Here is a 24,434-nt window from a genome sequence, read left to right on the forward strand (position 1 = left end):
CAACCAAGCGGATGTTACTAAGGACCGATTGGACTAGTTTTTGGGGAGCAGGTCAACATAACAAGAAGGATGCCAACTTTTTAGACAGGACAAACGTCAATAACTTCGCTCTTAGTCACTCACAAACCAATTAAGTATTAACAAGATTCACTAAAATCTGGTCAATTTAACCTTCTAGACTATGTTGACTGATACTGAACTGCCCGAGAAAGATTGGCCCCTAACTCTGAAATATAATGTTCAATATTGATACTCAAAGTAACTACACGAACACAAATTAAGCCAATGAAATATATTAATTTAGACGCCGTTCAATGTTAGGCATGCGTTTTCCATACAGACACTTGAGGAATTACTCGCTCAACCCTCATACATGTAATGGTCGTTCTATGCTCAATACTTAGCTCCACTAAACTTGAGCCGTCTCTCGTCAGAAAAAGGCGTTTCACATGTATGCTTACTCAGACTTTTAGGTAACATCTTTCCTTTACACCTTGCGCTCAAAGCCAAACAAAGACACATTTTCGTTCACTCAGCTAATTCCATATCTTCCTTCTTTTAAAAATTGAGTGAGTCAACAAATCACTTACGGAAATGCCCTAACCCTCGAAAAGAAGTAAGTTGCCAAGCAGCGTCTTAATGAGGTTTAACCATAATCAGCGTTGACGGAGAGAAGCAATGCGGAAAACGAAAAAAGCCTCTTATCGGCCACCTGATAATTGCCAACAAACAGTTATCCAACAAATTATGATTCGCCACGGGCTGAGCCGCGATTTAGCGTCACTGTTGGTTAACAACATATGTGCAGCACTTGGCGTTTTGCTGCGGTGTATTTTGTCTAAAAGGCAGGTCACCTCAACTGGAGCTTGCTCGAATCATGCTTTATTCAGTCGATCAGACAATAGAACTAGCTTATTCAATTGATGGTGCTGAGGCAATCATCCTTGGTTCAGGAGGACTAACATGAATGGCGGATACGCTTTCAACACGATACAAGATGCCAGTTATCGACTGTATTGAGGCCGCCGTAATGATTGCTGTTACCTGAAAGGTTGCCTGCATAATCTAAGACCATCCGATTTAGTGACTTGATTGGGCCGATTTGGCGTCTGTTATATTCTAATGCCATGCGGAAACGAAAAAAGCCTCGTCAATGACGAGGCTTTTTCTGTTAATGGTGCCGGCTACCGGAGTCGAACTGGTGACCTACTGATTACAAGTCAGTTGCTCTACCAACTGAGCTAAGCCGGCACACAAACTTTGAAACAATGTTTTAGCAAAACACCATTTCTTAATCATGGTGCCCGGAGGCGGAATCGAACCACCGACACGGGGATTTTCAATCCCCTGCTCTACCAACTGAGCTATCCGGGCTAACGGAGCGCTATTAAACGGATTTTAGCGCTGACCGTCAACTGTTTTTTTCAAAAAAAACTTCATATTGCATCGTTTGAACATTTGTCGGTCAAAGTGCTGCAATGGTGTGCGATTTTTCCTGTTTTTAACCCGACTTCTCGAACGAACTTTGAAATTTAGTGACCTTTTGCAAATATCGTCTCGACTCAGCCGAGGGGTGTTTATTGGTTAACGCCCAATACACCTGATTAGGTTTTAATCGATTGAGGTCGTTCATAGCCCGGCCACGGTCTCGTCGGTTAAATGTATTGAGCACATTTCCGGCACCTCCGTTATAGGCGGAGATCATGCTGTAGTGCAGTGAGAGCGGGTCGCGCACATCTTTCAAATAACGATTTTTCAGCAAATAAAAATACGCTGTGCCCATATCGATATTGTTAGCCGGGTCAAACAAATATTCAGGTGTTGGCTGACCGCCGCGCTTTTTCACCAGCTTGAAGACATCCCGTCCTGCGGTTTTCGGCACCACTTGCATCAAGCCATAGGCATTGGCCCAGCTCACTGCGTAGGGGTTAAAACTGCTTTCTGTCTTGATGATCGCGTAGATCAGTGATTCTGAAATACCGTATCGCTGCGATGCTTTTTTCACTAAGCTGGCATATTGATAACTGCGTTTCTCGCTATGGTTACCCACCATAGGGATTTCGACGTAGAAAATACTCTGAATGCCAAGCGCCTTTTTCTTCAATTTTGTTGCGACAAGATGATTGGCAAAACGTTGTGCACGCCAACGCCAAGTAATGGGCTTTCCTTCTTGATCGAGGACCTGTCCTTCAAGAAAGGGGCGTCCTTCGATAGGCACATCTGCTGCTGAATAAAGGTCAACCGACGACGGGTCGTTGGGCGTCAGTAATGTGGTGACGATGGCGGTTTCAAGGTGTTTTTTCGCTTCTGTCTTTGCCACCGTTTCAATGGTGATCAGGCCTGAATCAAAATCGATTCTCGCTCGGCTCAGGTAATTGTCCGTGTATTTGACGTAGTCACGTTTGCCTGCAACATAGACCTCGTCTTTACCCCATTTGATTTGGATATCGCCGGTAAAATTGCGGATCAAACTGTCTAGTGCTGCGATATCTTTTTGAAACTGTCCGGGCAGGGGCGCTAAGTTCTTGGCAAAACGATTAGTGGTTTCGTAGTCAACACCCCAGAACTTCTCCACGGATGCTCGACTGCATCCGGCAATGAGAAACAGCAAAAGAAGGGTACTGAATATTCTATAGCGCATGAAAAAAACCAATAAAAAAGACATCTTGCCCAGCTTAGACAGGATGCCTTTAATCTTAAAGTCTTTGTTTCAAAACAGTCGGTGAAATCTCAACCATGAATGTTATTCCGAAGGCGGTGTATAACCTTCGATAATAGTGTCGTGACCTTCAAACAAAAATTTCACCATTTCTGACTCAAGCAGCTTACGGTGTTCAGGGTCCATCATGTTGAGCTTCTTTTCATTAATCAGCATGGTTTGCTTGCTTTGCCACTCAGCCCAGGCTTCTTTAGAGATATTGTCAAAAATGCGTTTGCCAAGATCGCCCGGGTACAGCTGGAAATCCAGTCCCTCTGCATCTTTCTGAAGGCGTTGACAAAATACGGTGCGGCTCATTGTAGGCTCCTGGTGTTATATGGCGTTTGCCAATGAATCAAGTTCTCGAGTCAGGGAGGTCAGCAATTTTTGCACTGGGGCTGCTAGACCAACCTTTTCGGGTTGGGTTAAGTTATACCAAAGGCCGCCTTGTGCTTCCATCACCATGGTTGGCTGTTGTGAGAGCTTCACACGAACAGGCAAAATATCGAGGTGGAAATGACTGAAGGTATGTCTGAACGCGGTCAGGTGTTCGATATCAGCGTCGCGGCCGCCGCTTACCTGAAGTACCGTCGATTCAATCTCGGTTTCTTTGGTTTCTGGAAGGCACCACAGGCCACCCCAAAGACCACTGGGTGGTCGTTGTTCCAGCCAAATCTGATCTTCATATTGGTAAATCAAAAAGCAGGCTTGTTTCTCGGGCAGTACTTTTTTCGGCTTTTTACCGGGAAAGTCGGTCTGCCTGCCAAGCGCATTGGCATCACAGCTGTGGTTTACAGGACAAAGCTCGCACTTTGGTTTACTGCGGGTACAAATCATCGCCCCCATATCCATCATGGCCTGATTGTATCGGGTGACGCCTTCGGCTGGCGTGTTTTTCTCAGCCAGCTCCCACAGCTTGTTTTCGACAGGCTTTTTACCTGGCCAGCCTTCAACCGCATAGTGACGGGCGAGAGTGCGCTTTACATTACCGTCAAGAATAGGATGGTGGAGGCCGAGTGAGAGGGACAGAACAGCACCAGCGTTGAACGTCCAACCCCCGGGAGCGCTACCATCTCATCTAGGCTGGTCGGAAATTCGCCGCCATGCTTTTCGACCACCGCGACAGCCGCTTTATGCAGATTTCTTGCTCTGGCGTAATAGCCGAGCCCCGTCCACAGGTGCAAGACTTCGTCCAGCTCGGCGGCGAGATCTGACACTGTCGGGAAACGCGCCATAAAACGTTCAAATAGGGGATAACGGTCGCGACTTGTGTCTGTTGCAACATGATTTCAGACAGCCACACTTTGTAGGGCGTTTTCTCAATCTGCCAAGGCAGGGTTTTACGGCCGTATTTGTCATACCAGGTTAGAATGGCATCGGAAAAAGACTGACTCACTGTTCGCTTCTCTTGTGTGTTTTTTGGCAACTGTATACGCACATGCAAGCGGAGTAGTTTGGCCGTATGCAACAGATGATCCGTATCAGATGCTCGAATATGTAGTGTTTACATGGTAACAAGGTTACTCATAATTTGCTCTCGGCAAAGCGGCAACAGTGGAAGATCAAACCGCCGAAACAGGTTGATGGCCGTTTACCTCTTGCACACGAACAGAATCTTTGGATAATGCGCGATCCGCTTAACTTTTCTTCACACTGAAGGCGAAGGCACAGAATCATGACTGAAGTGACCAAAACTGAACTGACCGAAGACGGCAAAGTTGTCCGTAAAATCCGTAGCTTCGTTCGTCGCGAAGGGCGACTGACGAAAGGACAGGATCAGGCGATGCAAGAATGCTGGCCGACAATGGGCCTTGACTTCGAAGACAAGAAACTCGTCTGGAGTGACGTATTTGGCAACGACAACCCAGTTGTGTTGGAAATCGGCTTCGGTATGGGTGCCTCGCTCGTTGAGATGGCGAAAAACGCGCCGGAAAAAAACTTTGTTGGCATAGAAGTTCACTCGCCGGGTGTGGGGGCATGCCTGATGGCGGCGCGTGATGCGGGCATTACTAACTTGCGCGTGATGTGCCACGATGCGGTTGAAGTGTTCGAGAGCATGTTGCCGAAAGCGAGCCTTGCGACGGTTCAACTGTTTTTCCCTGATCCTTGGCATAAAAAGCGCCACCACAAGCGCCGCATCGTTCAGCCAGCATTTGTTGAAATGCTGCGTGATAAGTTGAAAATCGGTGGTATCTTCCACATGGCAACGGACTGGGAAAACTACGCCGAGCACATGGTTGAGGTGATGGATATCGCGCCGGGTTATCAGAACACAGCGACCGACGGTCCTTATATTCCGCGTCCTGAAGAGCGCCCTTTGACCAAATTTGAACAGCGTGGCCACCGTCTTGGTCACGGTGTTTGGGATATGAAATACGCCCGTTCTGAGTGAGCGTTGCCTGATAAACGACAGGCAAAGTAAGACAGTACAGACAGCCATTGTTTGTTACCGTCCCTAAAGCCATAAAAAGCCAGCCTTTAGGTTGGCTTTTTTGACCTTTAAAGCACAGCGACTTGAGATGCTTTTCCCACGTACCTGTGCTTTGGCTGTTGGAGTATGTAATGAAGCCAAGCCCTGAATTACTGAAGGACATTCTGGAAGAAGTCCGGCCTCTGATAGGACAAGGAAGAGTCGCCAGCTATATCCCGGCACTGGAAGAAGTGCCCGCCGATAAGCTGGGTATAGCGGTCTGTTATAACGATGGCGATATTATCTCGGCCGGTGACGCCGATGAGCCATTTTCTATTCAATCAATTTCAAAAGCGCTGAGCCTGACGCTGGCATTGCAAAACTATGGCCCAATGGAAATTTGGAGCCGTGTCGGTAAAGAGCCCTCGGGTCAGGCATTCAATTCGATGATCCAGCTTGAGATGGAGCAAGGGATCCCTCGCAATCCGTTTATCAATGCGGGAGCATTGGTGGTCTGCGATCTCTTGCAAAGTCGCCTCTCTGCGCCGCGTCAGCGGATGCTGGAATTTGTGCGTGAACTTTGCGGTAACAACCATATTTGCTATGACAAAGCTGTCGCCAAATCAGAGATGGATCATAGCGATCGGAATGCGGCTATCGCTTATCTGATGCGATCTTTTGGCAACTTTGACAATGAAGTGATGCCAGTTTTGCAGACATATTTTCATTACTGCGCGTTGAAGATGAGCTGTGTTGATTTGGCAAAAGCCTTTAACTATCTGGCAAATAAGGGGCTTTCTTTAGGCGCAGAAAAAACCATAGTGAGCCACACTCAAAGTAAGCAAGTGAATGCATTACTGGCCACTTGCGGTTTGTACGATGGTGCAGGTGAATTTGCCTACCGGGTTGGCATGCCAGGAAAGTCTGGCGTCGGAGGCGGCATCGTAGCGGTAGTACCGGGAGAAATGTCATTGGCAGTCTGGTCTCCAGAACTGGACCCTTCCGGTAACTCCCTGGCTGGCACAGCAGCACTAGAACTGCTGGCCGAGCGCATCGGTCGTTCCATTTTTTAGGGAGCTTACAAGCTCCCTGTTGAGAGGAGAGCTTGTTATGAAGCTGCGCTTGTTACTGGCCCTGGGATGTGCATTTACGATCGCCCCGCTGTCTGCAATGGCAGAAAACACAAAATGTACGCCAACACTTCACAATGATATCGCTATCAAAGACGATACAGTGATCAGCCGAAGCGAACACGGTGAATTCATCATTGAAAAAGACGGTAGTCTGTTCATGACGGTTCACCCGGTGAAACTCAGCGAGGAGCAAAAAGCCTCCCTGAAAATTTATAACCAAACAGTCCGTGATGACCTGCCATATATGGGCCAAGGACTGCTAGAAGAAATTCAGACTTCATGGCTCGCTCTTGATGAAGTCCTTGAAAACCAGCTAGGCAAACGCAGTATTCTGCGAAATGAGCTGGGTCACTTTCACATCTACTTGCAGAAAAGCTTTTATAGCGCTTTTTACGCTAAAGATAAGACACTGCGCGTTGATCACCGCAAGCTGAATTATGTGATGAAAGAAATGGATATGACGGTGCCACAGTTCATTACCACTATCCCTCGCCGTGGGTTGATGGACTTCCAGCGCACTGTCATCACCGATTCCTCGCAAAAGCTTAACAATATGTCTGATGAAATCGGTAGACTGCAATCTAAGTTGCGCGTAACCATCAGTGATGAGAAAACACGCTCTGAAGGTTTTATGCAGGATGTGTGTGCTCGCCTGACTGTTTGGCAGCAGCAGGAAGAGAAAATTCAGTCACTGATCCCGGCACTGAAGAGCTGGAAAACGGTCACCATTAATTGGTAAGTGGGCCTTGGGGGCTGACGATGGAAGGTAGTCGTCGAAAGCCCCTTAGATGTATCACGTCAGTTTACCGGGTAAACAAACTCGTATTCGCTGTTTTTCCATGCCAAATCTATTTGAGCGAGATATTCTTTTAGCCGTGCAGGTGGCACGTAACGTGTTTTCGCCTGATAGTGGTAGTCGGCTTCAATATAGGTTTTGCCTGGCACATTGGTTCCCGCGCGATTCATTGGTTTGAGTGCACTTCGGTACTCAAAAAACGGATTACTGATCTGGTGTTCGACGGGCTCTATTTGCCATTCTTCAGGCAAGCTAAGCTGCACACGCTGAACGATTTTTCCGTCTGTACCAAAGTGAAAAGGGGTTTTTCGCGACGTTTTTTTCGGGCGGACAAGAAAGTCATCGACGATATCGCCTGCGATTGTCAGGTGATAAAGGCTCTCTTTCTGTTGCCAGAGGTCGCGAATGATGTATGACTCGATAATCTCAATCTGATTAGCAGCCTTGTCATCGCTAATTTTAATCGGGTTCAATACCGCGAGTTCATTGAAGTGGCGTGAATAATAGCTGGAGAACAGTTTACTCACTTCAATCGGTGGCGTGGAATGCAAATAGTGCCGCCACTTCTCTGCTTCTTTCCCTCTCATTAACGTGGTGACAGTGAGAAAACTGTCCCGGTCTGCTTTATTGATAATGAAATTTTGGGTGACTTCATGCAAAACATCAGGTCCAGAAATCGGCACTGACTCCAAGGCGTTGTTTCCTTGCTTTAATACCAAGGCGAGGACATGGTCAGATTGTGCCAAGGTATCGAGCTTACTGCTTTGATGCGTCGATAGAGGGTCTATCCACCAAGCTTTTCCCATGTGCTCAATTTTGACAATCACATGGTCGAAGCTGGAAGTCGACACCGGGCGGCTTCTCAATGCCCCTTTCCACTGGTCGCTTACCAATGCAGGCGTTGCTGAAACACCGATTTGTCGAAGTAGTGCCACCATCAGCAATGCTTTTTCTTTGTTATCGCCAAAACCCTGATGAATCACATCGTCCGGATTTGAAGGGGGATGAGAGTCCAAAGCATGATCTTTTCCAAGGTGTTGTATTCTGTGCTGTGCGTAGTGAATGGCTTCGACAATTTGTGCTTCTTTGTTATCGGCTTTGCGCGCAGCAATATCTGACGCAATGGCCGCCGTTGAACGATCGCCATTTAATGAGAATGTCGGCAGTGCCCAATCAACGATATCTTGCCAACTTTGGAAGTTACTGACGTGTAAGACAGGGTAGGGGTCGTACCATAATGGCTGCTGCGATTCACCATGGCCATATTGCCCTTGACGTTCTTCATACAGGTACGTGGTGATGCCATCTTGTTGGTTGAAGTTAAATGTGCCTTTTGCTTTCTGATCGGTATTGTTTACTACAAGGTTGCTGGCCTCAGGCACCAGAATTCGGACTGTGCTTTGTTCTACTTTGACTGGCCAGCCAACACGGATGTTTTGGTCATACTTGTTGCCGTAGACAGGATTCTTGCCTGTAATTGAGTAACTGTAGTCTATGATGTCGCCTTGCTGAACATCGGTCAGCGTGAGCTTCAGGCGCTGTTTTTGTACATACAGGTGCGACTCACGTTTTTGCGGTATCGATGCAACGACGATGCTGGCTTTATCTTGCCTGTTTTGAATTTCCCCGTTTCTGGTGACCGTCACGGTGTGGACCGATAACACCTCATGAGCCGGGACAAAGTCAATCGAGAGGGTAGTGGCTTTTTTGGCTCCTTTGGCTGTCAGGGCTTTGAAGGCAATGCGTTTAAATTGGCTGGGCGTCTCTGTTGTAAGGTTAAGTTGGGTCTCGACCAACAGGTATTGGCGATCTCCAGCGGGGGTGGTTTCAGGTATTGATAGTGTTGAGTGGGGGCCAACCCAGTCGGGTGTTGGAGAGTAAAGTGGCGTATCTGCTAAGGTCACCGCAGAGAAAAACGCCAGCACAATGACGTAAAACCTTGAAAGAACCATTACTCAGCAATCCTTTGCTCGGTCGCACAGAAAAGCGAGAGAGTGGCTGGCGACCCGAAGTTATCGAAACACACCAGCCTTGGAGCTGGCACTACTCTGAGATAAAGCTACCGAGCAAGTCGTTAAGAAACAGTCTTCCTTTTTCTGTTACTTTCCAACTGTCCCCTAAGTCGTCAAGATACCCGCGAGAGATGACGTCATTAAGGGTGTTTTCAATGCTATCAAGTGATAACCCGGTTCGCTCTGCGAATTCAGACTTAGGACAAGCCTCTACCAGACGGAATCGGTTCATAAAGTATTCAAAAGGTAGCTCATCTACCTTTACTGTACGCGAATCAGACAGGTAAGCTTTATCAGGATCGAGAAATCCACGTGGATGCTTCACTTTGACTGTTCGAGTAATGCTGCCGTCTTCATCTGTTACTTTGCCGTGCGCACCGCAGCCGATACCGAGGTAGTCGCCAAACCGCCAGTAATTCAGATTATGCTGACATTGAAAGTCAGGTTTACTGTAGCCGGACGTTTCATATTGCACATACCCTGCGTTACTGAGCAGCTGGTGGCCGTGTTCGAAAATATCCCAAAGATCGTCATCATCAGGCAAGGTTGGTGGCTTGGAATAAAACTGGGTATTGGGTTCAATGGTCAGCTGGTACCAAGATAAATGGGGCGGAGCCAGAGCGATGGCTTGCTTGAGATCGTCGAGTGCACCTTCTGGCGTTTGATCGGGCAAACCGTGCATCAAATCAAGGTTAAAACTGTTGAGGCCCGCTTCATGTGCGAGTTTCGCCGCTCGGGTTGCTTCTTCCGGACCATGAATACGTCCTAGCCGCTTCAGTTTCGCTGTCTCAAAGCTTTGTACGCCGATAGAAATTCTGTTTACGCCAACAGCTCTGTAAGCGATGAACTTGTCCGCTTCAATAGTGCCGGGGTTCGCTTCCATGGTGATTTCGATGTTGTCACTGAATGGAATTTGCTGCTCGATACCTTTGAGTAAGCGCCCCATTTCCTCTGGCGACATTAGGCTGGGTGTACCGCCGCCGATAAAGATGGAATGGAGCGGTCGGTCAGATACATGATTGAATCGGGCAAGATCGATTGACAAGTCATCCAACAGCGCATCAATATAGTCTTGTTCTGGGATCTCGCCTTTGAGTGTGTGCGAGTTGAAATCACAGTATGGGCACTTTTGCACGCACCATGGGATGTGAACATAAAGACTGAGCGGAATAGAAACAGACATTCAATTACCCAGCGTCACGCATTGCCGCAAACAGCTTCATCAGTGCCTGCCCTCGGTGGGAGATTTGCTTCTTCTCAGCAGGTTCAATATTGGCAACTGTACAATCGTGTGAATCAACCAGAATACCGGGTCGTAACCGAAGCCATTAGTGCCTGCCGCTTCTTTTGCTATCGAACCTTCAAAAGTGCCATGGCAGATCAAAGGGGTTGGATCATCCGCATGACGCATGTAAACCAGCACACAGTGAAAACGCGCAGTGCGTTTGTCGTCAGGGGCGTCGGCCATTTCTATCAGCAGTTTCTCGAGATTTTGCTGGTCGCTTTTGCCTTCGCCTGCGTAACGGGCGCTATAGACACCGGGTGCGCCTTGCAGGTAATCGACCTCTAAGCCTGAGTCGTCCGCGATGGCAGGCAGCCCGGTTTCTTTGGCTGCATGACGTGCCTTGATGATGGCATTCTCCACAAAGGTGGTGCCTGTTTCAGCGACATCGGAAACAGAAAATTCGCTCTGGGCAACAACGTCAAGACCAAACTCTGCCAGCATGTCCGCCATTTCTCTTACTTTACCCGGGTTACCTGTTGCCAGAACCACTTTGCTCATTTTCTGTTCCTCTGTGTTTGTGTCGGCCAAATAAAAAAGCGGCCCATTCAGGCCGCTATCATACGGATTTGGCGAACAGAGTCACCTTTCGTTGATGTTTGACGCAAGTGCATTAGCTGCGGGTCACTAACCGTCGGTGTAGAACTTCTGTTTGAAGTTAAGCTTGCCTGCACTCAAGCCAAGCGCGTTGACGTTAATTTCAAAGTTAAAAGTCTCTTCATTCGCATAGCCAACCTCGGCCAAATAGTAGATGGCATTGCCCTCTCTAACTTCACGAAAAGACAGTTTCTTAGTCGTACCAAGCAGATTCCGTGCTATGCCATCAACCATGGTAGATACTGCGGGTTTACCGGGGCGGCTTTTGTCCAGCACCGAAATATTGATCACGGCATTGTAGCGGCTTCGTTGAATGCCGTACGTTTTGGCAATAGAAGCGGGGATAAAGGTTGAAGGGAAGGCGGAGTAGTGAACCTCCAAAGTACCGATATCTTTTGATTGCCCTGCCATTGAAAAGGCTGACATCAGCAGAGCAAATATTGAAAATGCGGCAATGAGTAGACGTTTCATGGTGACATCCTTAACGGCTTTGACCTTTTCTTTATACGCGATATCTCAAGAACTCGGATCGTTGTGAAATGAGAATGCCGTTTGGGTCAAAAAATGCTTATTTGCTAAAGCTCTGTTTTGTGAAAGCTGTGAGGTAAGTTAATTTTTCTGCTCGGTCTAAAAAGGGATCGAGTTACATCAACTACATTTGGGTGGGGGTTTTAGAACTGGCGGTGTGAAAGCCGCCAGTATAGTGATGTTAACTTGAACTAAACACTCATCCTCGCCAAGAGGCGAACGAGAGTTTTATAACATACGCCAAAGCGGACCAATGATGTCGCCAAGCAGTATGTTAATAAATTGCAGAGCAATAAAAATTATCAGCACACTTAGGTCAATACCACCCATTGATGGGATGACTCTACGTACGGGAGCAACAAGTGGCTCCGTCAGTTGGATCATCACATACTCTATAGGGCTTTGTCCCTGACTGACCCAGCTTAGAATTGCGCGCAATATCAGTACCCAGAACAACAATCCACCAGCGGCTTTCACCATGGCTATCAATGCAATATATAGAATCGATAGGTCGATGATAATACCTGAGCCTGATACTGCCTGAAGTGCAATAAACTTCAAGGTGCAGAGTACATAGGCAAAAAGCACAGTTGCCATATCAAGGTTGCCCAGTGAAGGAACAACTCTTCGAAGTGGTGCAACTACTGGCTGAGTTGCTTTCACAATAAATTGCGAAAACGGATTATAAAAGTCAGCCCGTGACCACTGCAGCCAAACACGCAGCAAGACGACCATGATATAGAGGTCGAAAAGAGTATTTACTAAGAATGTCAAAGAATTCATGTGGTAACCCTAAAATAATGATTCCATTTCTTTCGCACGGTTTACTGCTGCCTTCATGGCTTCTGATACCGTTTCAGAAAGTTGTTTGTCGTTAAAAACTTTTATTGCCTCGGCAGTTGTACCACCTTTTGATGTCACCTGTGAGCGTAAGGTTTCCAGCGTTGTTTCTGGATTAGCCACGACCATTTGGGCTGCACCAAGCGCCGATTGCTGAACAAGTGTTCGTGCCATATCCGCTTCAAAGCCCATTCGTCGAGCTTCAGCTTCCATCGCTTCCATAAACAGAAAGAAATACGCGGGCGCACTGCCAGCAGCGGCAATGATGCTGTTGATGTCACTTTCTTCATCCACCCAGCAAATCTTACCTGTTGCTGAAAGTAGGTCTCCAGCGTAGTCGCGATCTTTTTCCGAAACATTTGCTGGCGCATACAATCCTGTCATGCCCAAACCAACCAATGATGGCGTGTTTGGCATGGTTCTGACTAGGTTCAGCGTTTGACCCACCATGTCATTCAATCTTGATACTGTAATGCCAGCTGCGATAGAAATAACCAGCTTACCGTCAAAACTGAGGTCACTGACAGAGGAAAGCAGGTCTTCCATACCCTGCGGTTTCACACCAAGTACCACCACATCAGCTTTTTTTATCGCTGTTTTGACGTCGGGTGTTGCCTCAATACCAAATGTATCGGTGAGCAAGGTGTTTTTTTCTGTTGTCCGGTTGGTCGCTATAATACTGGAGGCGGGATAGCCTGACTTCAAGAGGCCGGAGATAATTGATCTGGCCATATTTCCGGCGCCGATAAAGGCGATGACGCGATGTTCCATCAATGAAAAGTCCTTTGTAGTCGTGAGCAGAAAACGCGGTTTGGGCTTTCTAGCTTTCTTTATTGCTGTAATCCCGGGCACCGAAGACAGCCGTGCCGATTCTGACCATGGTACTACCTGATGCAACAGCGGCTTCTAAATCACCACTCATGCCCATAGACAGCGTATCAAAGTTGTCACGGGTCACCTGCATTTCAGTAAATAGTGCTGAAAGAGGCGCAAAGGCGCTCATCTGCCTGTCATAGTCTGACTCTGGTTGCGGAATACACATTAAACCACGAAGTGTTATCCGCGGCAGCGCGTCGATGTCCCGCGCAAGCGACTCTACTTCGTCCAGTGGAATGCCTGATTTACTTTCTTCACCACTGGTGTTGACCTGAATCAGAACCTGCAGCGGTGGCATATCTTCTGGACGCTGGTCGCTAAGGCGCTTGGCTGTTTTGAACCGATCGATAGTATGTACCCAGCCAAAGTGCTCTGCGATCAGGCGCGTTTTGTTCGATTGAATAGGGCCGATAAAGTGCCAGTCTAATGATGGGTGTTTTTCATTAAAATACTGAACTTTTTCAACACCTTCCTGCACGTAATTTTCTCCGAAGCAGGTATGCCCGGCGGCAACGGCAGCTTCTATATCACTGATTGGCTTAGTTTTACTGACTGCCATCAGTGTTACGCTTTGTTCGTCTCTCCCGCATTTTTCGGCAGCGACGCTAATTTGTCGAGTGACCTGTACAAGGTTTTGTTTGATACTACACATGTTTGTTTCTGCGAGGAAAATAAGTTAATGGACATTACCGAGTTACTGGACTTTAGTGTAAAGCATAACGCGTCAGATCTACATCTTTCCGCGGGGATTCCCCCTATGGTTAGAGTAGATGGCGATGTCCGTAAGTTAAGCCTGCCTCCATTTAGCCATAACGAAGTACAAAAGCTTATCTTTGATATCATGAATGATGCGCAGCAGCGTGAATTTGAACAAAACCTTGAGGTGGATTTTTCCTTCGAGATGGCATCGACAGGACGCTTCCGTGTCAATGCTTTCCACCAAAGCCGCGGTTGTGCCGCTGTGTTCCGTACCATACCTTCTGAAGTACCGACATTAGAATCGATTGGTGCGCCACCCGCATTTGAGCGTTTTGTTAACCTGCAAAATGGTTTGGTGCTGGTTACCGGACCGACAGGATCAGGTAAATCAACGACCTTGGCCGCGATGCTCGATCGCATTAACAGTGAACAGCACAGGCACGTGTTGACCATCGAAGATCCGATTGAGTTCGTCCATGCGCAGAAAAAATGCCTGATCAACCAACGTGAAGTGCACCGTGATACCCATTCATTTGGTAAAGCACTGCGCTCAGCACTGCGTGAAGATCCGGATGTCATTCTTGTCGGTGAGCTTCGCGATCAAGAAACTATCAGTTTAGCGCTGACGGCAGCGGAAACCGGGCATTTAGTCTTCGGTACCCTTCATACTTCCAGCGCGGCAAAAACTGTCGATAGGATCATTGATGTCTTCCCTGGCAGTGATAAATCGATGGTACGCTCGATGTTATCTGAATCGTTACGTGCTGTGATTTCACAGAAGCTGATCAAACGTGTTGGCGGCGGTCGTGTGGCAGCCCACGAGATCATGGTCGCGACTCCGGCTATTCGTAACCTGATCCGTGAAGATAAAGTCGCTCAGATGTATTCCATGATCCAAACTGGTGCTTCGCAAGGCATGCAGACCATGGATCAGGCGCTTCGTATCCTGTTGGCTCAAGGTTCCATTGACATGGAAGAAATGGCCAAGCATCAAGATATCAACAATACACCGAGCTACTAACAGGATTTTTCATGCTCGAAAACTTATTGGATGAGATAAACCTGCGTGGTGCCTCTGACTGTTATATTACCGTCGGTGCGAAACCCATGCTCAGAGTTGATGGCCAATTGACGCCCTATGCGTCAGAAATGACCAAAGAACTGATTTGTATTCTGCTAAAAGAATGCATGGACATGGAACAATGGCAGACTTTTGAAATACATAAAGAAGCTAATTTTGCGCTGGTCAGTGAACGTGGTCGCTTTCGTGTCAGTGCATTTTGGCAGCGGGACATGCCAGGTGCCGTTATTCGACGGATTCAGACAGAAATCCCAGAGATTGAGGAATTAGGCCTGCCTGCCGTTATGCAGGACTTGGCTGTTGCCAAACGTGGCTTGGTGCTCGTGGTTGGCGCGACAGGCTCCGGTAAGTCGACCTCGATGGCGGCGATGATTGGCTTTCGCAACAAGCACCTGAGTGGGCACATTTTGACGGTGGAAGATCCGATTGAGTTTGTTCACCCCCACCAAGCCTGTATTGTTACGCAGCGTGAAATCGGTATAGATACCGAGAGCTATGAAATTGCGTTAAAAAACTCGCTCAGGCAGGCGCCGGATATGATCATGATTGGTGAAATCCGGACACAGGAGACCATGGAATATGCAATGCAGTTTGCTGAGACGGGTCACTTATGTATCGCAACGCTGCACGCCAATAATGCAAATCAGGCATTGGAGCGGATTCTGCACTTGGTGCCGAAAGAGCGCAGAGAGCAATTTCTTTTCGACTTGTCCTTAAACCTCAAAGGTGTGTTGGCGCAGCAACTGATCCCGGATGTCAGTGGCAAAGGTCGGCACGGTGCGTTTGAATGTTTGATCAATACTTCCAGTGTGTCTGATCTTATTCGTCGAGGCGAACTACATGAGCTGAAAACCACTATCTCCCGTGGTCACAATGCGGGGATGTGTAGTTTCGATCAATCACTGTTTGCCTTGCTTCAGCAAGGAAAGATCACTGAGCGTGATGCCCTGCATCATGCTGATTCACAAAATGACCTCAAGCTAATGATCAAGATGAATAATGATCAAACGTCACCTGAGACACTTAAGAAAATTACTATTGATATGGGATAGGTAAAACAAATAAAAAATGGCAGCCTTGAGCTGCCATTTCCTCTATTCGACTGAAAGATTAGTACTGATTCTCAAACCAGCTTTCAACAATAATCACTGCTGACTGGCTATCAATATTTCCTTTACCAAGCGCCCGGTAGCCACCATGTTCGAACAGTGATGAACGAGCTTCAGTCGTTGTCAAACGCTCATCGTGTAATTCGACCTTGCAGCCAAATCGACCATTGAGGCGATTGGCAAATTTGCGTGCTCGTGGTGTGATGGCTTCAAGCTCACCACCATGCAAATCCAATGGTAGGCCCACGATGACCAAATCCGGTTGCCACTCTTTCAACAAAGTTTCAATGGCATCCCAGCTTGGAATGCCATCTCTTGCTTTCAGTGCCTTAAGCGGTTGTGCGGTGCCTGTGATGGCTTGCCCCACAGCAACGCCGATGCTCTTGGTTCCATAATCAAAACCAAGAACGGTCTGGGTGTTACTCATGCATGTCCTATTTCAGAAGAAAGATTAGCGGCAGAGATACCGAGTTGAGACAGCGCTTTTGCCCAGCGCTCATTAATCGGTGTGTCAAAGATAACAGCGGGATCGGCTTCGATGGTCAGCCAGCTGTTTTCGGCAAGCTCTTGCTCAAGCTGCCCTGCATCCCATCCGGCATAACCAAGAGCAACGATAAACTGATCGGGTTGCTCACTGGTGCCCAGAAGGCTAAGGATATCTTTTGAGGTGGTGACCATTAAATCATCGGTAAGCTCGACACTTGATCCATAGAGCTGTGCGGGTTTGTGAAGCACAAAACCACGATCTTCTGAAACTGGTCCGCCAAACAAAACGGGTTGATCAAGACTCACAGGATGGACGACAACGAGATCTCTTTCGATCTCAATCTGATCCAGCATATTGGCGACAGAGATATTAATAGCCTGGTTTATCACCAGTCCCATCGCACCTTCATCGTTGTGTTCACACATGTACACAACGCTATTTTGGAAGCGGTCGTCTGCCATACTCGGCATCGCGACCAAAAAATGATTTTTTAGGTTCATGGCACCCTTTTAACCGGATGTGCTTACTCTAAGTATGAGCATAAAGCATCAGAAAGTCATATTAGGGCGGCTTAGATCCACCCTAGTGACCAACCTGTTGAAGGCTATGCGTTTATACGACGCTCAATGGCATCCATCAGCTTGCCAGTGATAGAAATATCGAAAGCAGCTTCAATCTCACGGATACAGGTTGGGCTGGTGACATTAATTTCGGTTAGCTTATCACCAATTACATCCAGACCGACAAAGATAAGCCTTTTTCTTTCAAGGTAGGGGCGACTTTTTTAGCGATTTCCCAGTCTGTATCACTCAGGGGTCTTGCTTCACCACGTCCACCCGCTGCGAGGTTACCGCGAGTCTCTCCTTTCGCTGGGATGCGAGCGAGGCAATATGGCATTGGCTCACCGTCAACAACCAGAATGCGCTTATCGCCGTTACTGATATCAGGAACAAAAGTTTGTGCCATGCAGTAGTTGTTGCCAAGTCCGGTCAGAGTTTCAATAATCACTGAGAGGTTCGGATCGCCTTGTTTGACACGGAAAATCGATGATCCTCCCATGCCATCAAGAGGCTTTAGGATCACATCACCGTACTTTTCCTGAAATGCTTTGATCTGATCCGCTCGGCGGGTGACAAGCGTGGTTGGTGTGAGTTCCGGGAACCATGCGGTGAACAGCTTCTCGTTACAATCTCGCAGGCTCTGTGGTTTGTTGACGATCAGGCTACCCGCTTCTTCGGCGCGTTCCAGAATATAGGTCGCGTAGATGTATTCGGTGTCGAATGGTGGGTCTTTGCGCATCAGCACCGCATCAAGATCAGCCAGTGTGATTTCTTGCTCGCTAACAACCTCAAACCACTTATCAGGGTTTTCTTCTAGAGTGACGATTTGGGTTCTTGCCTGCGCTTTACCCTGTTCGAGAGACAGATCCTGCATTTGCATGTAGTGGATTTCCCACCCACGGCGCTGCGCTTCTAGCATCATAGCGAACGATGAATCTTTTTTAATATTGATGGATTCAATAGGGTCCATCACGAATCCCACTTTGATCATTTTTTTATCCTTGTTAACCGAGGTCGCCAAAACGCACTTGAAGCGCTGTTATTGCTGTCAAAGCCGCTGTCTCTGTTCTCAACACCCGAGGGCCAAGCAGAGTTTCCTCGAAGCCCCACTCGCGTGTGTTGTCTATTTCTTCTGACGATAAACCGCCTTCAGGCCCGACAAGCAAACGAACCCGGGTGACAGGCTCTGGCAGTGTATTGATAGAATATTTTGCTCTAGGGTGGAGATTGAGACTCAAGCCATCAAATTCAACCCTACACCAATCCTCAAAAGACATGATGGGCTCGATTCTCGGGACTGTGTTTCGTCCGCATTGCTCACACGCAGAGATGGCGATTTTTTGCCATTGCTGAAGTTTCTTCTCAAAGCGTTCTGCATTGAGCTTTACACCGCATCGTTCTGAAATCAGTGGCGTGATGGTATTCACGCCAAGCTCTACCGCTTTTTGGATGGTAAATTCCATCTTATCGCCCCGGCTGACAACTTGACCGAGGTGAAGATAAAGCGGAGATTCGATACTACTCTCGACACGGTTTTTGATTTGGACCGATACTGATTTTTTTGACACGGTATCGATTGTGGCAGGAAACTCAGCATCGCTACCGTCAAATAAAAGAACGTCTTGTCCCTGCTGCATGCGCAGGACTCTGCCTATATGATTGGCAGCGTCGTCACTGAGAGTGATCAGCCCCTGCTCAGGGAGGGGGCTGGGGTGATAAATTCTGGGGATCCGCATGATATGCTCTGTCATCAATCGCAAGATGGTGATTGTATCACGCAGTAATATCCTTAATCATCCGTGAATCCCTTTACCGCTCAGCTTTTACAGGCCTTGGGCTTTGCAGGCTTCCAATACAAAAGGATTGTGGTTTTTCTGGATTGCCGCGATTTTTCTGTCGCGTTCACATTCCCATGCTGTAACCGGATAGGTTTTATCCCATGCGTTCATCAGTTGAACCTGGGCTTTTGCTAGGCGGAAGTCATATTCTTTGTACATATATTTGTAAATGCGGGCAATCGCGCCCCTGCTTTGCTGGGGCGGCTCAGCGACTCGCTGTTTAAAGTCGACTTTTACGCTACATTGACCGTAGTTGGCGCCTTTTGCGTTATTCCATTGTGAAAAACGAAAATTTGAACGGTCGCCGTTCACTTCACCAATGGCAGGGACAAGGTTGTGAAGGTCGGCTTCCATCAATCTAAATGTCAGATCTTTTTTAGAGCAGGCTTTGCGTCCCCCATTTTGCCAGCACTGACGCTGGTGACCCATTTGCCATGCTGGCACTACATGCTCCCACTCAATGCGGCTGGCGCGTTTTTGCTGTTTCCTGACTTTATAGCCGCAGGCATCAAGCTCGGGTATTCCCTTTTTGCCTTGCCAAGTGATGGGGCACTCGCAATAAAAGCTGGTCGGATGCGATTGATATATTTCCACTGCTAGTCGTTTAGCTTTTGAAAAGGATTGTGGTGGCTCAGCAGAACTGAGCATTGGAACCAAGACAAGAGAAAGGGCAAAAAGATTTAGCTGGCGCATGCAGTACCTTTAATAAGACGTCAGTGAATCAGGACGTTGATTCTGTTGACTTAATTATCACTGACAAACTTATTAATTTCTTTCTATTTCTGATACGCAGGGCAAAAAAGCTGAGTGCTCTCAGTTAGGTCATGTCAACTCTAAGGGGGGATGTGGGAGCTTTGTTAGTTCTATTTATTGACCTGTCCATACCAGAGCTTGCTGGCACCGTCGGCAAACATAAGTGGCTTGCTGTCTTTGTACTTTATTGTGTCGCCTGATGGTCAGAGGGATTTCGTCACATTCGCAACGATAGCTGAATGTTTTGCCAGTCACTGAGGCCACATCAAAGCTGTGCGTGGTGCTCGCGGGTACTTTAAACACTTTCGTCATCATGGCTTGCCACTCTTTTCCGTGAGGGCGAACCTTGCCAAAAGCTGCGTAAACAAGAAGGTGAGAAACTTCATGCGGTACTACTTCGCTAAGAAATGCTTCAGGGTTTTCTCGCAGTAGTACAGGGTTGAATCGGAGCGTCCAGCGATTTAACAGTGCCATGCCCGCTGTTTTTCCACGAATATCAAAGTGAATATCAGGTAACGGGTGCGATGTGCCTAAAGCGCTGTTGGCATATTCGACACAGGATGCTACAGCTTTGATGATGCGGTATTGAAGTTCTGTCACTGAGATGTCTGGCGAGAGAAATAAGAGCAAAGGGTAGGGGATAGGAAACAAAAAGGGAAGCGCGATGCTTCCCTTTTAAAGTCTTAATACAACAGGTTGTCTGCTTACTTGATTTGAGCGAAATCGCGCAGAGCCGCCACTTTATCCGTTTTTTCCCAAGGGAACTCTTCACGACCGAAGTGGCCGTAAGCTGCTGTCTTTTTGTAGATAGGCTGCAGAAGATCAAGCATTTCCTGAAGACCGTATGGGCGCAGGTCGAAGTGCTGACGAACAGCTTCAACAATGACGTCTTGCGATACTTTCTCACTACCAAACGTTTCTACCATGATTGACGTCGGGTCAGCCACACCGATTGCGTACGACAGCTGAATTTCACAACGGTCAGCCAGACCAGCGGCAACGATATTCTTCGCAACATAACGCGCTGCGTATGCAGCAGAGCGGTCAACTTTTGATGGATCTTTACCAGAGAATGCACCACCACCGTGACGAGCTGCACCGCCGTAGGTATCAACGATGATCTTACGACCCGTCAGACCACAGTCACCCATAGGTCCACCGATAACAAAACGGCCAGTTGGGTTGATGAAGAAGTTGGTCTCGCTGTTCAACCACTCGGTCGGTAGAACGGGCTTGATAATTTCTTCCATCACGGCTTCACGCAGGTCAGCAGTTGTCACGCTGTCGCAATGTTGGGTAGATAAAACAACCGCGTCGATACCGACGATGTTGCCTTGGTCGTACTGGAAAGTAACCTGAGATTTAGCATCTGGACGCAACCAAGGGAGCGTGCCGTTCTTGCGCACTTCAGCTTGGCGCTGAACAAGGCGATGTGAGTAAGTGATTGGTGCTGGCATCAGCACGTCAGTCTCGTTGGTCGCGTAGCCGAACATGATACCCTGATCGCCCGCGCCTTGCTCTTTCGGGTCCGCTTTATCAACGCCTTGGTTGATATCAGGTGACTGCTTACCAATGGTGTTCAGAATCGCACATGAGTCCGCATCGAAGCCCATGTCTGAATGCACATAGCCGATTTCACGAACGGTTTCACGGGTCAATTCTTCGATATCGACCCAAGCAGAGGTCGTGATCTCACCACCGACCATAACCATGCCGGTTTTCACGTAAGTCTCACACGCAACACGTGCTTTGGTGTCCTGCTTGAGGATTGCATCAAGGACAGCGTCCGAAATTTGGTCAGCAATCTTATCAGGATGTCCTTCTGATACAGACTCAGAGGTGAAGAGGTGTTTTGTCATATCTCAGGGCCTCACTATGTTCATTTTTCTGGATTCGTTATTCCAAACACGCTTGTGTACGTACGGATGTATTACCATCTAGACGTCCATTCTACTCAGTACGAATGGCAAATCAACCAAAGATGACGTCAGTTGCAAAATAAAGTGAATGAAACTGTAACTGCAAATTTACAAACGAGAAGCATTGCGGACGTGTAGTTCTGCAATATTTTGTCACTTCAGAGCTTTATTTTTTTGTTAAGCGTTTGGACGTCTTTATTTCCAGACTTCCATTACGAGCACGTTTTTGATTTGGATTTGTTCGTGCCGAATACAGCGTTGTTTTGTTTGAATTACGACGCGGAGGAAAGTACTGAAGAACGACTTCTATCAAGCAAATTTAGTCATAAAAGCCCATATTAACAGGCGTTTTTTGTCTTATATTTGCTTGATGCTTCTTTAAGTCACTGAGCCACTGGGAGAGGCGTCACATTCTTAGTGCGACTTTTCCATTGATGAGATACACTAGCGGTCGCTTTTCATTACTTATGTTGTGTACTCAGGGAAATGGCAATACGCATTGCAATTAATGGATTTGGTCGAATAGGCCGCAGTGTACTCCGTGCATTATACGAAAGTGACAAAAGAGACCAGATACAGGTGGTCGCCATCAATGAGCTTGCGGAGCCTGAAGGTATGGCCCATCTGCTCAAGTATGATTCCAGTCATGGCAGATTCAAAGAAAAGGTCAGTTTCAATCAGGAGCACCTTTTCGTCGGTCAGGACAAAATCCGTATTCTGCATCTCGCTGATATCCACCTTCTGCCATGGGCTGATCTTGACGTTGATATCGTCCTAGAGTGTACGGGCGTCTACGGGGAGAGGGAACATGGCCAGGCCCATCTTGATGCTGGCGCGAAAAAAGTCCTCTTCTCCCACCCGGGTGGCCACCACCTAGACAACACGATTATCTTCGGTGTTAACGACGACACACTAAAACCTGAACACACCATCGTTTCCAACGGCTCTTGCACGACAAACTGTATTGTTCCTGTCATTAAGGTGTTGGACGAAAAATTCGGCATTCAGTCCGGTACTATCACCACCATTCACTCGTCGATGAATGACCAGCAGGTGATTGATGCTTACCATCCAGACCTGCGAAGAACCCGGGCTGCCAGCCAGTCGATCATTCCTGTCGACACCAAACTTCACCTCGGCATTGGCCGAATCTTCCCTGAATTCGCTGATAAGTTTGAAGCGATTTCTGTCAGGGTGCCCACGATCAACGTCACCGCCATGGATTTGAGCGTGACGGTCCATACCAATGTCAATGTTGATGATATAAATCAAGCCCTGAAAGACGCGGCTCAGTGTACATTGGTGGACATTGTTGATTACACAGAAGCCCCACTGGTTTCGAACGATTTTATTCACGATCCTCACAGCGCTATCGTTGATGGCTCGCAGACACGAGTCAGTAACCAACATCTGGTAAAAATGTTGGTGTGGTGTGACAACGAGTGGGGATTTGCTAACCGGATGCTGGACACCGCGTTAGCGATGGAGAGTTTTTCCTGAGGTTTGCCTGTTTGAACCTCTTCGTGGGCCGACTTTTACATGGATTATTTTTAATTTTAAGTTAAAGAGAGAGCGAATATGTCTGTTATTAAAATGACTGATCTGGACCTTGCTGGTAAGCGTGTCCTGATCCGTGCTGACCTGAATGTGCCAGTGAAAGAGGGTAAAGTCACCTCTGATGCGCGTATTCTGGCATCACTACCTACTATCAAGCGCTGCCTTGAAGCCGGCGCAAAAGTGATGGTGACCTCTCACCTTGGCCGTCCTACTGAAGGCGAGTATGCAGAAGAGTTTTCTCTGCAACCTGTAGTTAATTATCTGAACGACGCGCTTGATTGCGACGTGACACTGGCAAAAGAGTACCTGTCAGGCCTTGAGCTGAATGCAGGTGAACTGGTTGTTCTGGAAAACGTTCGCTTTAACAAAGGCGAAAAGAAAAACGACGAAGCACTGTCTAATCAGTATGCGGCGCTGTGTGATGTATTTGTCATGGATGCATTTGGTACTGCTCACCGTGCACAGGCTTCAACACACGGTGTTGGCATGCACGCGCCTGTTGCGTGTGCGGGGCCTTTGCTAGCCGCTGAGCTTGAAGCGCTGGGTCAGGCGCTGGATACCCCTGCGCGTCCAATGGTTGCTATCGTTGGTGGTTCGAAAGTGTCTACCAAGCTGACAGTGCTTGAGTCGCTGGCGAAAATTGCCGATCAAGTTGTAGTAGGCGGTGGTATCGCAAACACCTTCATCGCTGCAACGGGCAACAACGTGGGTAAATCACTGTATGAACCGATCTGGTTGATACGGCGAACGCGCTAATGTCTCAGACTGACGTGCCTGTGGCGACTGACGTTGTGTGTGCAAAAGAGTTCTCTGATACTGCAGAAGCCACGATTAAAGCGTCAGGTGATATTGCTGAAGATGACATGGTGCTGGATATCGGCCCTGATTCAGCGCACCATTTGGCGGAAATTATCAAAAATGCGAAAACCATTCTTTGGAATGGCCCTGTTGGCGTCTTTGAAATTGAGCAGTTTGGTAAAGGTACTGAGATTGTATCGAAAGCCATTGCTGACTCTGAAGGCTTCTCAATCGCGGGTGGCGGCGACACACTGGCTGCTATCGACAAGTACGGCATCAAAGAGCAGGTTTCTTACATTTCAACAGGGGGCGGCGCGTTCCTTGAGTTTGTTGAAGGTAAAAAGCTGCCAGCCGTAGAAATGTTGGAACAGCGCGCTAACGGTTAATTGAACAAAACTGCAGTGGCTACGGCCGCTGCCGGGTGCCAGACAGTGGTGGTTTTGGCACCCAGTTTGGGTACA

The 24,434-nt window shown here is 47.8% G+C and carries 20 protein-coding genes, 2 tRNA genes and 4 pseudogenes; 7 read left to right on the forward strand and 19 right to left on the reverse strand.

Annotation, left to right across the window (positions count from 1 at the left end):
* Nucleotides 1–1,175 precede the first annotated feature (1,175 nt).
* The 5 genes and pseudogenes from CS022_RS16255 to mutY form a co-directional block, all read right to left on the reverse strand.
* A tRNA-Thr gene (locus CS022_RS16255) sits at nucleotides 1,176–1,251 on the reverse strand.
* Between the two features lie 47 nt (nucleotides 1,252–1,298).
* A tRNA-Phe gene (locus tag CS022_RS16260) sits at nucleotides 1,299–1,374 on the reverse strand.
* Between the two features lie 127 nt (nucleotides 1,375–1,501).
* Nucleotides 1,502–2,641, reverse strand: a complete 1,140-nt coding sequence (mltC, locus tag CS022_RS16265; protein WP_129123168.1) for a membrane-bound lytic murein transglycosylase MltC — start codon at nucleotides 2,639–2,641, stop codon at nucleotides 1,502–1,504.
* A 102-nt stretch (nucleotides 2,642–2,743) separates the two neighbouring features.
* Nucleotides 2,744–3,016, reverse strand: coding sequence for an oxidative damage protection protein (locus CS022_RS16270; RefSeq protein WP_129123169.1), 273 nt, complete (start codon nucleotides 3,014–3,016; stop codon nucleotides 2,744–2,746).
* Nucleotides 3,017–3,031: 15 nt separating this feature from the next.
* Nucleotides 3,032–4,094 (reverse strand): annotated as a pseudogene (mutY, locus tag CS022_RS16275) (A/G-specific adenine glycosylase).
* Between the two features lie 279 nt (nucleotides 4,095–4,373).
* On the opposite strand from mutY, the gene trmB reads away from it, so the two are divergent.
* The 3 genes from trmB to CS022_RS16290 all read left to right on the forward strand — a co-directional run bounded on the left by trmB (nucleotide 4,374) and on the right by CS022_RS16290 (nucleotide 6,980).
* Nucleotides 4,374–5,090, forward strand: coding sequence for a tRNA (guanosine(46)-N7)-methyltransferase TrmB (gene trmB, locus CS022_RS16280; RefSeq protein ID WP_129123170.1), 717 nt, complete (start codon nucleotides 4,374–4,376; stop codon nucleotides 5,088–5,090).
* 170 nt (nucleotides 5,091–5,260) lie between these two features.
* Nucleotides 5,261–6,181 carry a glutaminase B gene (gene glsB / locus CS022_RS16285; RefSeq protein ID WP_129123171.1) on the forward strand — a complete coding sequence of 307 codons (921 nt, stop codon included), beginning with the start codon at nucleotides 5,261–5,263 and terminating at the stop codon, nucleotides 6,179–6,181.
* Between the two features lie 37 nt (nucleotides 6,182–6,218).
* Nucleotides 6,219–6,980, forward strand: a complete 762-nt coding sequence (locus CS022_RS16290) for a DUF2884 family protein (RefSeq protein WP_129123172.1) — start codon at nucleotides 6,219–6,221, stop codon at nucleotides 6,978–6,980.
* 59 nt (nucleotides 6,981–7,039) lie between these two features.
* On the opposite strand, the gene CS022_RS16295 is transcribed toward CS022_RS16290, so the two are convergent.
* The 7 genes and pseudogenes from CS022_RS16295 to CS022_RS16325 form a co-directional block, all read right to left on the reverse strand.
* On the reverse strand, nucleotides 7,040–8,989 hold the full coding sequence (locus CS022_RS16295; RefSeq protein ID WP_129123173.1) for a DUF3857 domain-containing protein: 1,950 nt from the start codon (nucleotides 8,987–8,989) through the stop codon (nucleotides 7,040–7,042).
* A 91-nt stretch (nucleotides 8,990–9,080) separates the two neighbouring features.
* On the reverse strand, nucleotides 9,081–10,232 hold the full coding sequence (gene hemW, locus CS022_RS16300; RefSeq protein WP_129123174.1) for a radical SAM family heme chaperone HemW: 1,152 nt from the start codon (nucleotides 10,230–10,232) through the stop codon (nucleotides 9,081–9,083).
* Nucleotides 10,233–10,236: 4 nt separating this feature from the next.
* Nucleotides 10,237–10,832, reverse strand: a pseudogene (locus tag CS022_RS16305) (XTP/dITP diphosphatase).
* 126 nt (nucleotides 10,833–10,958) lie between these two features.
* Nucleotides 10,959–11,399: a DUF4426 domain-containing protein gene (locus CS022_RS16310; RefSeq protein ID WP_129123175.1), complete on the reverse strand. Its 441-nt coding sequence runs from the start codon at nucleotides 11,397–11,399 to the stop codon at nucleotides 10,959–10,961.
* A gap of 285 nt (nucleotides 11,400–11,684) precedes the next feature.
* The gene (locus tag CS022_RS16315) at nucleotides 11,685–12,239 is read right to left on the reverse strand and encodes a YggT family protein (RefSeq protein ID WP_129123176.1); all 555 of its coding nucleotides are present in this window, start codon (nucleotides 12,237–12,239) and stop codon (nucleotides 11,685–11,687) included.
* A gap of 9 nt (nucleotides 12,240–12,248) precedes the next feature.
* Nucleotides 12,249–13,067 (reverse strand): pyrroline-5-carboxylate reductase, encoded by an 819-nt coding sequence (gene proC, locus CS022_RS16320; RefSeq protein ID WP_129123177.1) that lies wholly within the window; start codon nucleotides 13,065–13,067, stop codon nucleotides 12,249–12,251.
* A 49-nt stretch (nucleotides 13,068–13,116) separates the two neighbouring features.
* Nucleotides 13,117–13,824, reverse strand: a complete 708-nt coding sequence (locus CS022_RS16325; RefSeq protein ID WP_129123178.1) for a YggS family pyridoxal phosphate-dependent enzyme — start codon at nucleotides 13,822–13,824, stop codon at nucleotides 13,117–13,119.
* A gap of 27 nt (nucleotides 13,825–13,851) precedes the next feature.
* On the opposite strand from CS022_RS16325, the gene CS022_RS16330 reads away from it, so the two are divergent.
* Nucleotides 13,852–14,892 carry a type IV pilus twitching motility protein PilT gene (locus CS022_RS16330; RefSeq protein ID WP_129123179.1) on the forward strand — a complete coding sequence of 347 codons (1,041 nt, stop codon included), beginning with the start codon at nucleotides 13,852–13,854 and terminating at the stop codon, nucleotides 14,890–14,892.
* A gap of 11 nt (nucleotides 14,893–14,903) precedes the next feature.
* Nucleotides 14,904–16,004 (forward strand): PilT/PilU family type 4a pilus ATPase, encoded by a 1,101-nt coding sequence (locus CS022_RS16335; protein ID WP_129123180.1) that lies wholly within the window; start codon nucleotides 14,904–14,906, stop codon nucleotides 16,002–16,004.
* A 58-nt stretch (nucleotides 16,005–16,062) separates the two neighbouring features.
* Here the strand turns inward: CS022_RS16335 and ruvX are convergent, their stop codons facing one another.
* From ruvX to metK, 7 genes and pseudogenes are all read right to left on the reverse strand, one after another.
* Nucleotides 16,063–16,488, reverse strand: a complete 426-nt coding sequence (gene ruvX / locus CS022_RS16340; RefSeq protein ID WP_129123181.1) for a Holliday junction resolvase RuvX — start codon at nucleotides 16,486–16,488, stop codon at nucleotides 16,063–16,065.
* Nucleotides 16,485–17,048 carry a YqgE/AlgH family protein gene (locus CS022_RS16345; protein ID WP_129123182.1) on the reverse strand — a complete coding sequence of 188 codons (564 nt, stop codon included), beginning with the start codon at nucleotides 17,046–17,048 and terminating at the stop codon, nucleotides 16,485–16,487. Before CS022_RS16345 ends, ruvX begins: the two co-directional genes overlap by 4 nt.
* A 104-nt stretch (nucleotides 17,049–17,152) precedes the next feature.
* Nucleotides 17,153–18,099, reverse strand: a pseudogene (gene gshB / locus CS022_RS16350) (glutathione synthase).
* A 13-nt stretch (nucleotides 18,100–18,112) separates the two neighbouring features.
* Entirely contained in the window at nucleotides 18,113–18,844 is a 732-nt protein-coding gene (gene rsmE, locus CS022_RS16355; RefSeq protein WP_129123183.1) for a 16S rRNA (uracil(1498)-N(3))-methyltransferase, read from the reverse strand.
* An 87-nt stretch (nucleotides 18,845–18,931) separates the two neighbouring features.
* Entirely contained in the window at nucleotides 18,932–19,639 is a 708-nt protein-coding gene (locus tag CS022_RS16360) for an endonuclease (RefSeq protein ID WP_129123184.1), read from the reverse strand.
* A 174-nt stretch (nucleotides 19,640–19,813) separates the two neighbouring features.
* The gene (locus CS022_RS16365) at nucleotides 19,814–20,299 is read right to left on the reverse strand and encodes a SprT family zinc-dependent metalloprotease (RefSeq protein WP_129123185.1); all 486 of its coding nucleotides are present in this window, start codon (nucleotides 20,297–20,299) and stop codon (nucleotides 19,814–19,816) included.
* A 104-nt stretch (nucleotides 20,300–20,403) separates the two neighbouring features.
* Complete coding sequence (gene metK, locus CS022_RS16370; RefSeq protein WP_129123186.1) at nucleotides 20,404–21,558, reverse strand: methionine adenosyltransferase; 1,155 nt, start codon at nucleotides 21,556–21,558, stop codon at nucleotides 20,404–20,406.
* A 546-nt stretch (nucleotides 21,559–22,104) separates the two neighbouring features.
* Between metK and epd the strand changes: the two genes are divergently transcribed.
* Together epd and CS022_RS16380 are read left to right on the forward strand one after the other, a co-directional pair.
* The gene (gene epd / locus CS022_RS16375; protein WP_129123187.1) at nucleotides 22,105–23,118 is read left to right on the forward strand and encodes an erythrose-4-phosphate dehydrogenase; all 1,014 of its coding nucleotides are present in this window, start codon (nucleotides 22,105–22,107) and stop codon (nucleotides 23,116–23,118) included.
* A 78-nt stretch (nucleotides 23,119–23,196) separates the two neighbouring features.
* Nucleotides 23,197–24,359: pseudogene (locus tag CS022_RS16380) on the forward strand (phosphoglycerate kinase).
* Nucleotides 24,360–24,434 lie beyond the last annotated feature (75 nt).

It is taken from the genome of Veronia nyctiphanis, assembly GCF_004116385.1.
Classification (GTDB): domain Bacteria; phylum Pseudomonadota; class Gammaproteobacteria; order Enterobacterales; family Vibrionaceae; genus Veronia; species Veronia nyctiphanis.

Excerpts from the sequence above, each read along its gene's own strand:
- hemW (WP_129123174.1), bottom strand. The coding sequence starts at position 10,232 with ATGTCTGTTTCTATTCCGCTCAGTCTTTATGTTCACATCCCATGGTGC.
- CS022_RS16315 (WP_129123176.1), bottom strand. The coding sequence starts at position 12,239 with ATGAATTCTTTGACATTCTTAGTAAATACTCTTTTCGACCTCTATATC.
- epd (WP_129123187.1), top strand. The coding sequence starts at position 22,105 with ATGGCAATACGCATTGCAATTAATGGATTTGGTCGAATAGGCCGCAGT.
- CS022_RS16345 (WP_129123182.1), bottom strand. The coding sequence starts at position 17,048 with ATGAACCTAAAAAATCATTTTTTGGTCGCGATGCCGAGTATGGCAGAC.
- glsB (WP_129123171.1), top strand. The coding sequence starts at position 5,261 with ATGAAGCCAAGCCCTGAATTACTGAAGGACATTCTGGAAGAAGTCCGG.
- CS022_RS16330 (WP_129123179.1), top strand. The coding sequence starts at position 13,852 with ATGGACATTACCGAGTTACTGGACTTTAGTGTAAAGCATAACGCGTCA.
- CS022_RS16295 (WP_129123173.1), bottom strand. The coding sequence starts at position 8,989 with ATGGTTCTTTCAAGGTTTTACGTCATTGTGCTGGCGTTTTTCTCTGCG.
- CS022_RS16335 (WP_129123180.1), top strand. The coding sequence starts at position 14,904 with ATGCTCGAAAACTTATTGGATGAGATAAACCTGCGTGGTGCCTCTGAC.
- CS022_RS16325 (WP_129123178.1), bottom strand. The coding sequence starts at position 13,824 with ATGTGTAGTATCAAACAAAACCTTGTACAGGTCACTCGACAAATTAGC.
- CS022_RS16310 (WP_129123175.1), bottom strand. The coding sequence starts at position 11,399 with ATGAAACGTCTACTCATTGCCGCATTTTCAATATTTGCTCTGCTGATG.
- trmB (WP_129123170.1), top strand. The coding sequence starts at position 4,374 with ATGACTGAAGTGACCAAAACTGAACTGACCGAAGACGGCAAAGTTGTC.
- CS022_RS16290 (WP_129123172.1), top strand. The coding sequence starts at position 6,219 with ATGAAGCTGCGCTTGTTACTGGCCCTGGGATGTGCATTTACGATCGCC.
- mltC (WP_129123168.1), bottom strand. The coding sequence starts at position 2,641 with ATGCGCTATAGAATATTCAGTACCCTTCTTTTGCTGTTTCTCATTGCC.
- ruvX (WP_129123181.1), bottom strand. The coding sequence starts at position 16,488 with ATGAGTAACACCCAGACCGTTCTTGGTTTTGATTATGGAACCAAGAGC.
- metK (WP_129123186.1), bottom strand. The coding sequence starts at position 21,558 with ATGACAAAACACCTCTTCACCTCTGAGTCTGTATCAGAAGGACATCCT.
- CS022_RS16270 (WP_129123169.1), bottom strand. The coding sequence starts at position 3,016 with ATGAGCCGCACCGTATTTTGTCAACGCCTTCAGAAAGATGCAGAGGGA.
- proC (WP_129123177.1), bottom strand. The coding sequence starts at position 13,067 with ATGGAACATCGCGTCATCGCCTTTATCGGCGCCGGAAATATGGCCAGA.
- rsmE (WP_129123183.1), bottom strand. The coding sequence starts at position 18,844 with ATGCGGATCCCCAGAATTTATCACCCCAGCCCCCTCCCTGAGCAGGGG.
- CS022_RS16360 (WP_129123184.1), bottom strand. The coding sequence starts at position 19,639 with ATGCGCCAGCTAAATCTTTTTGCCCTTTCTCTTGTCTTGGTTCCAATG.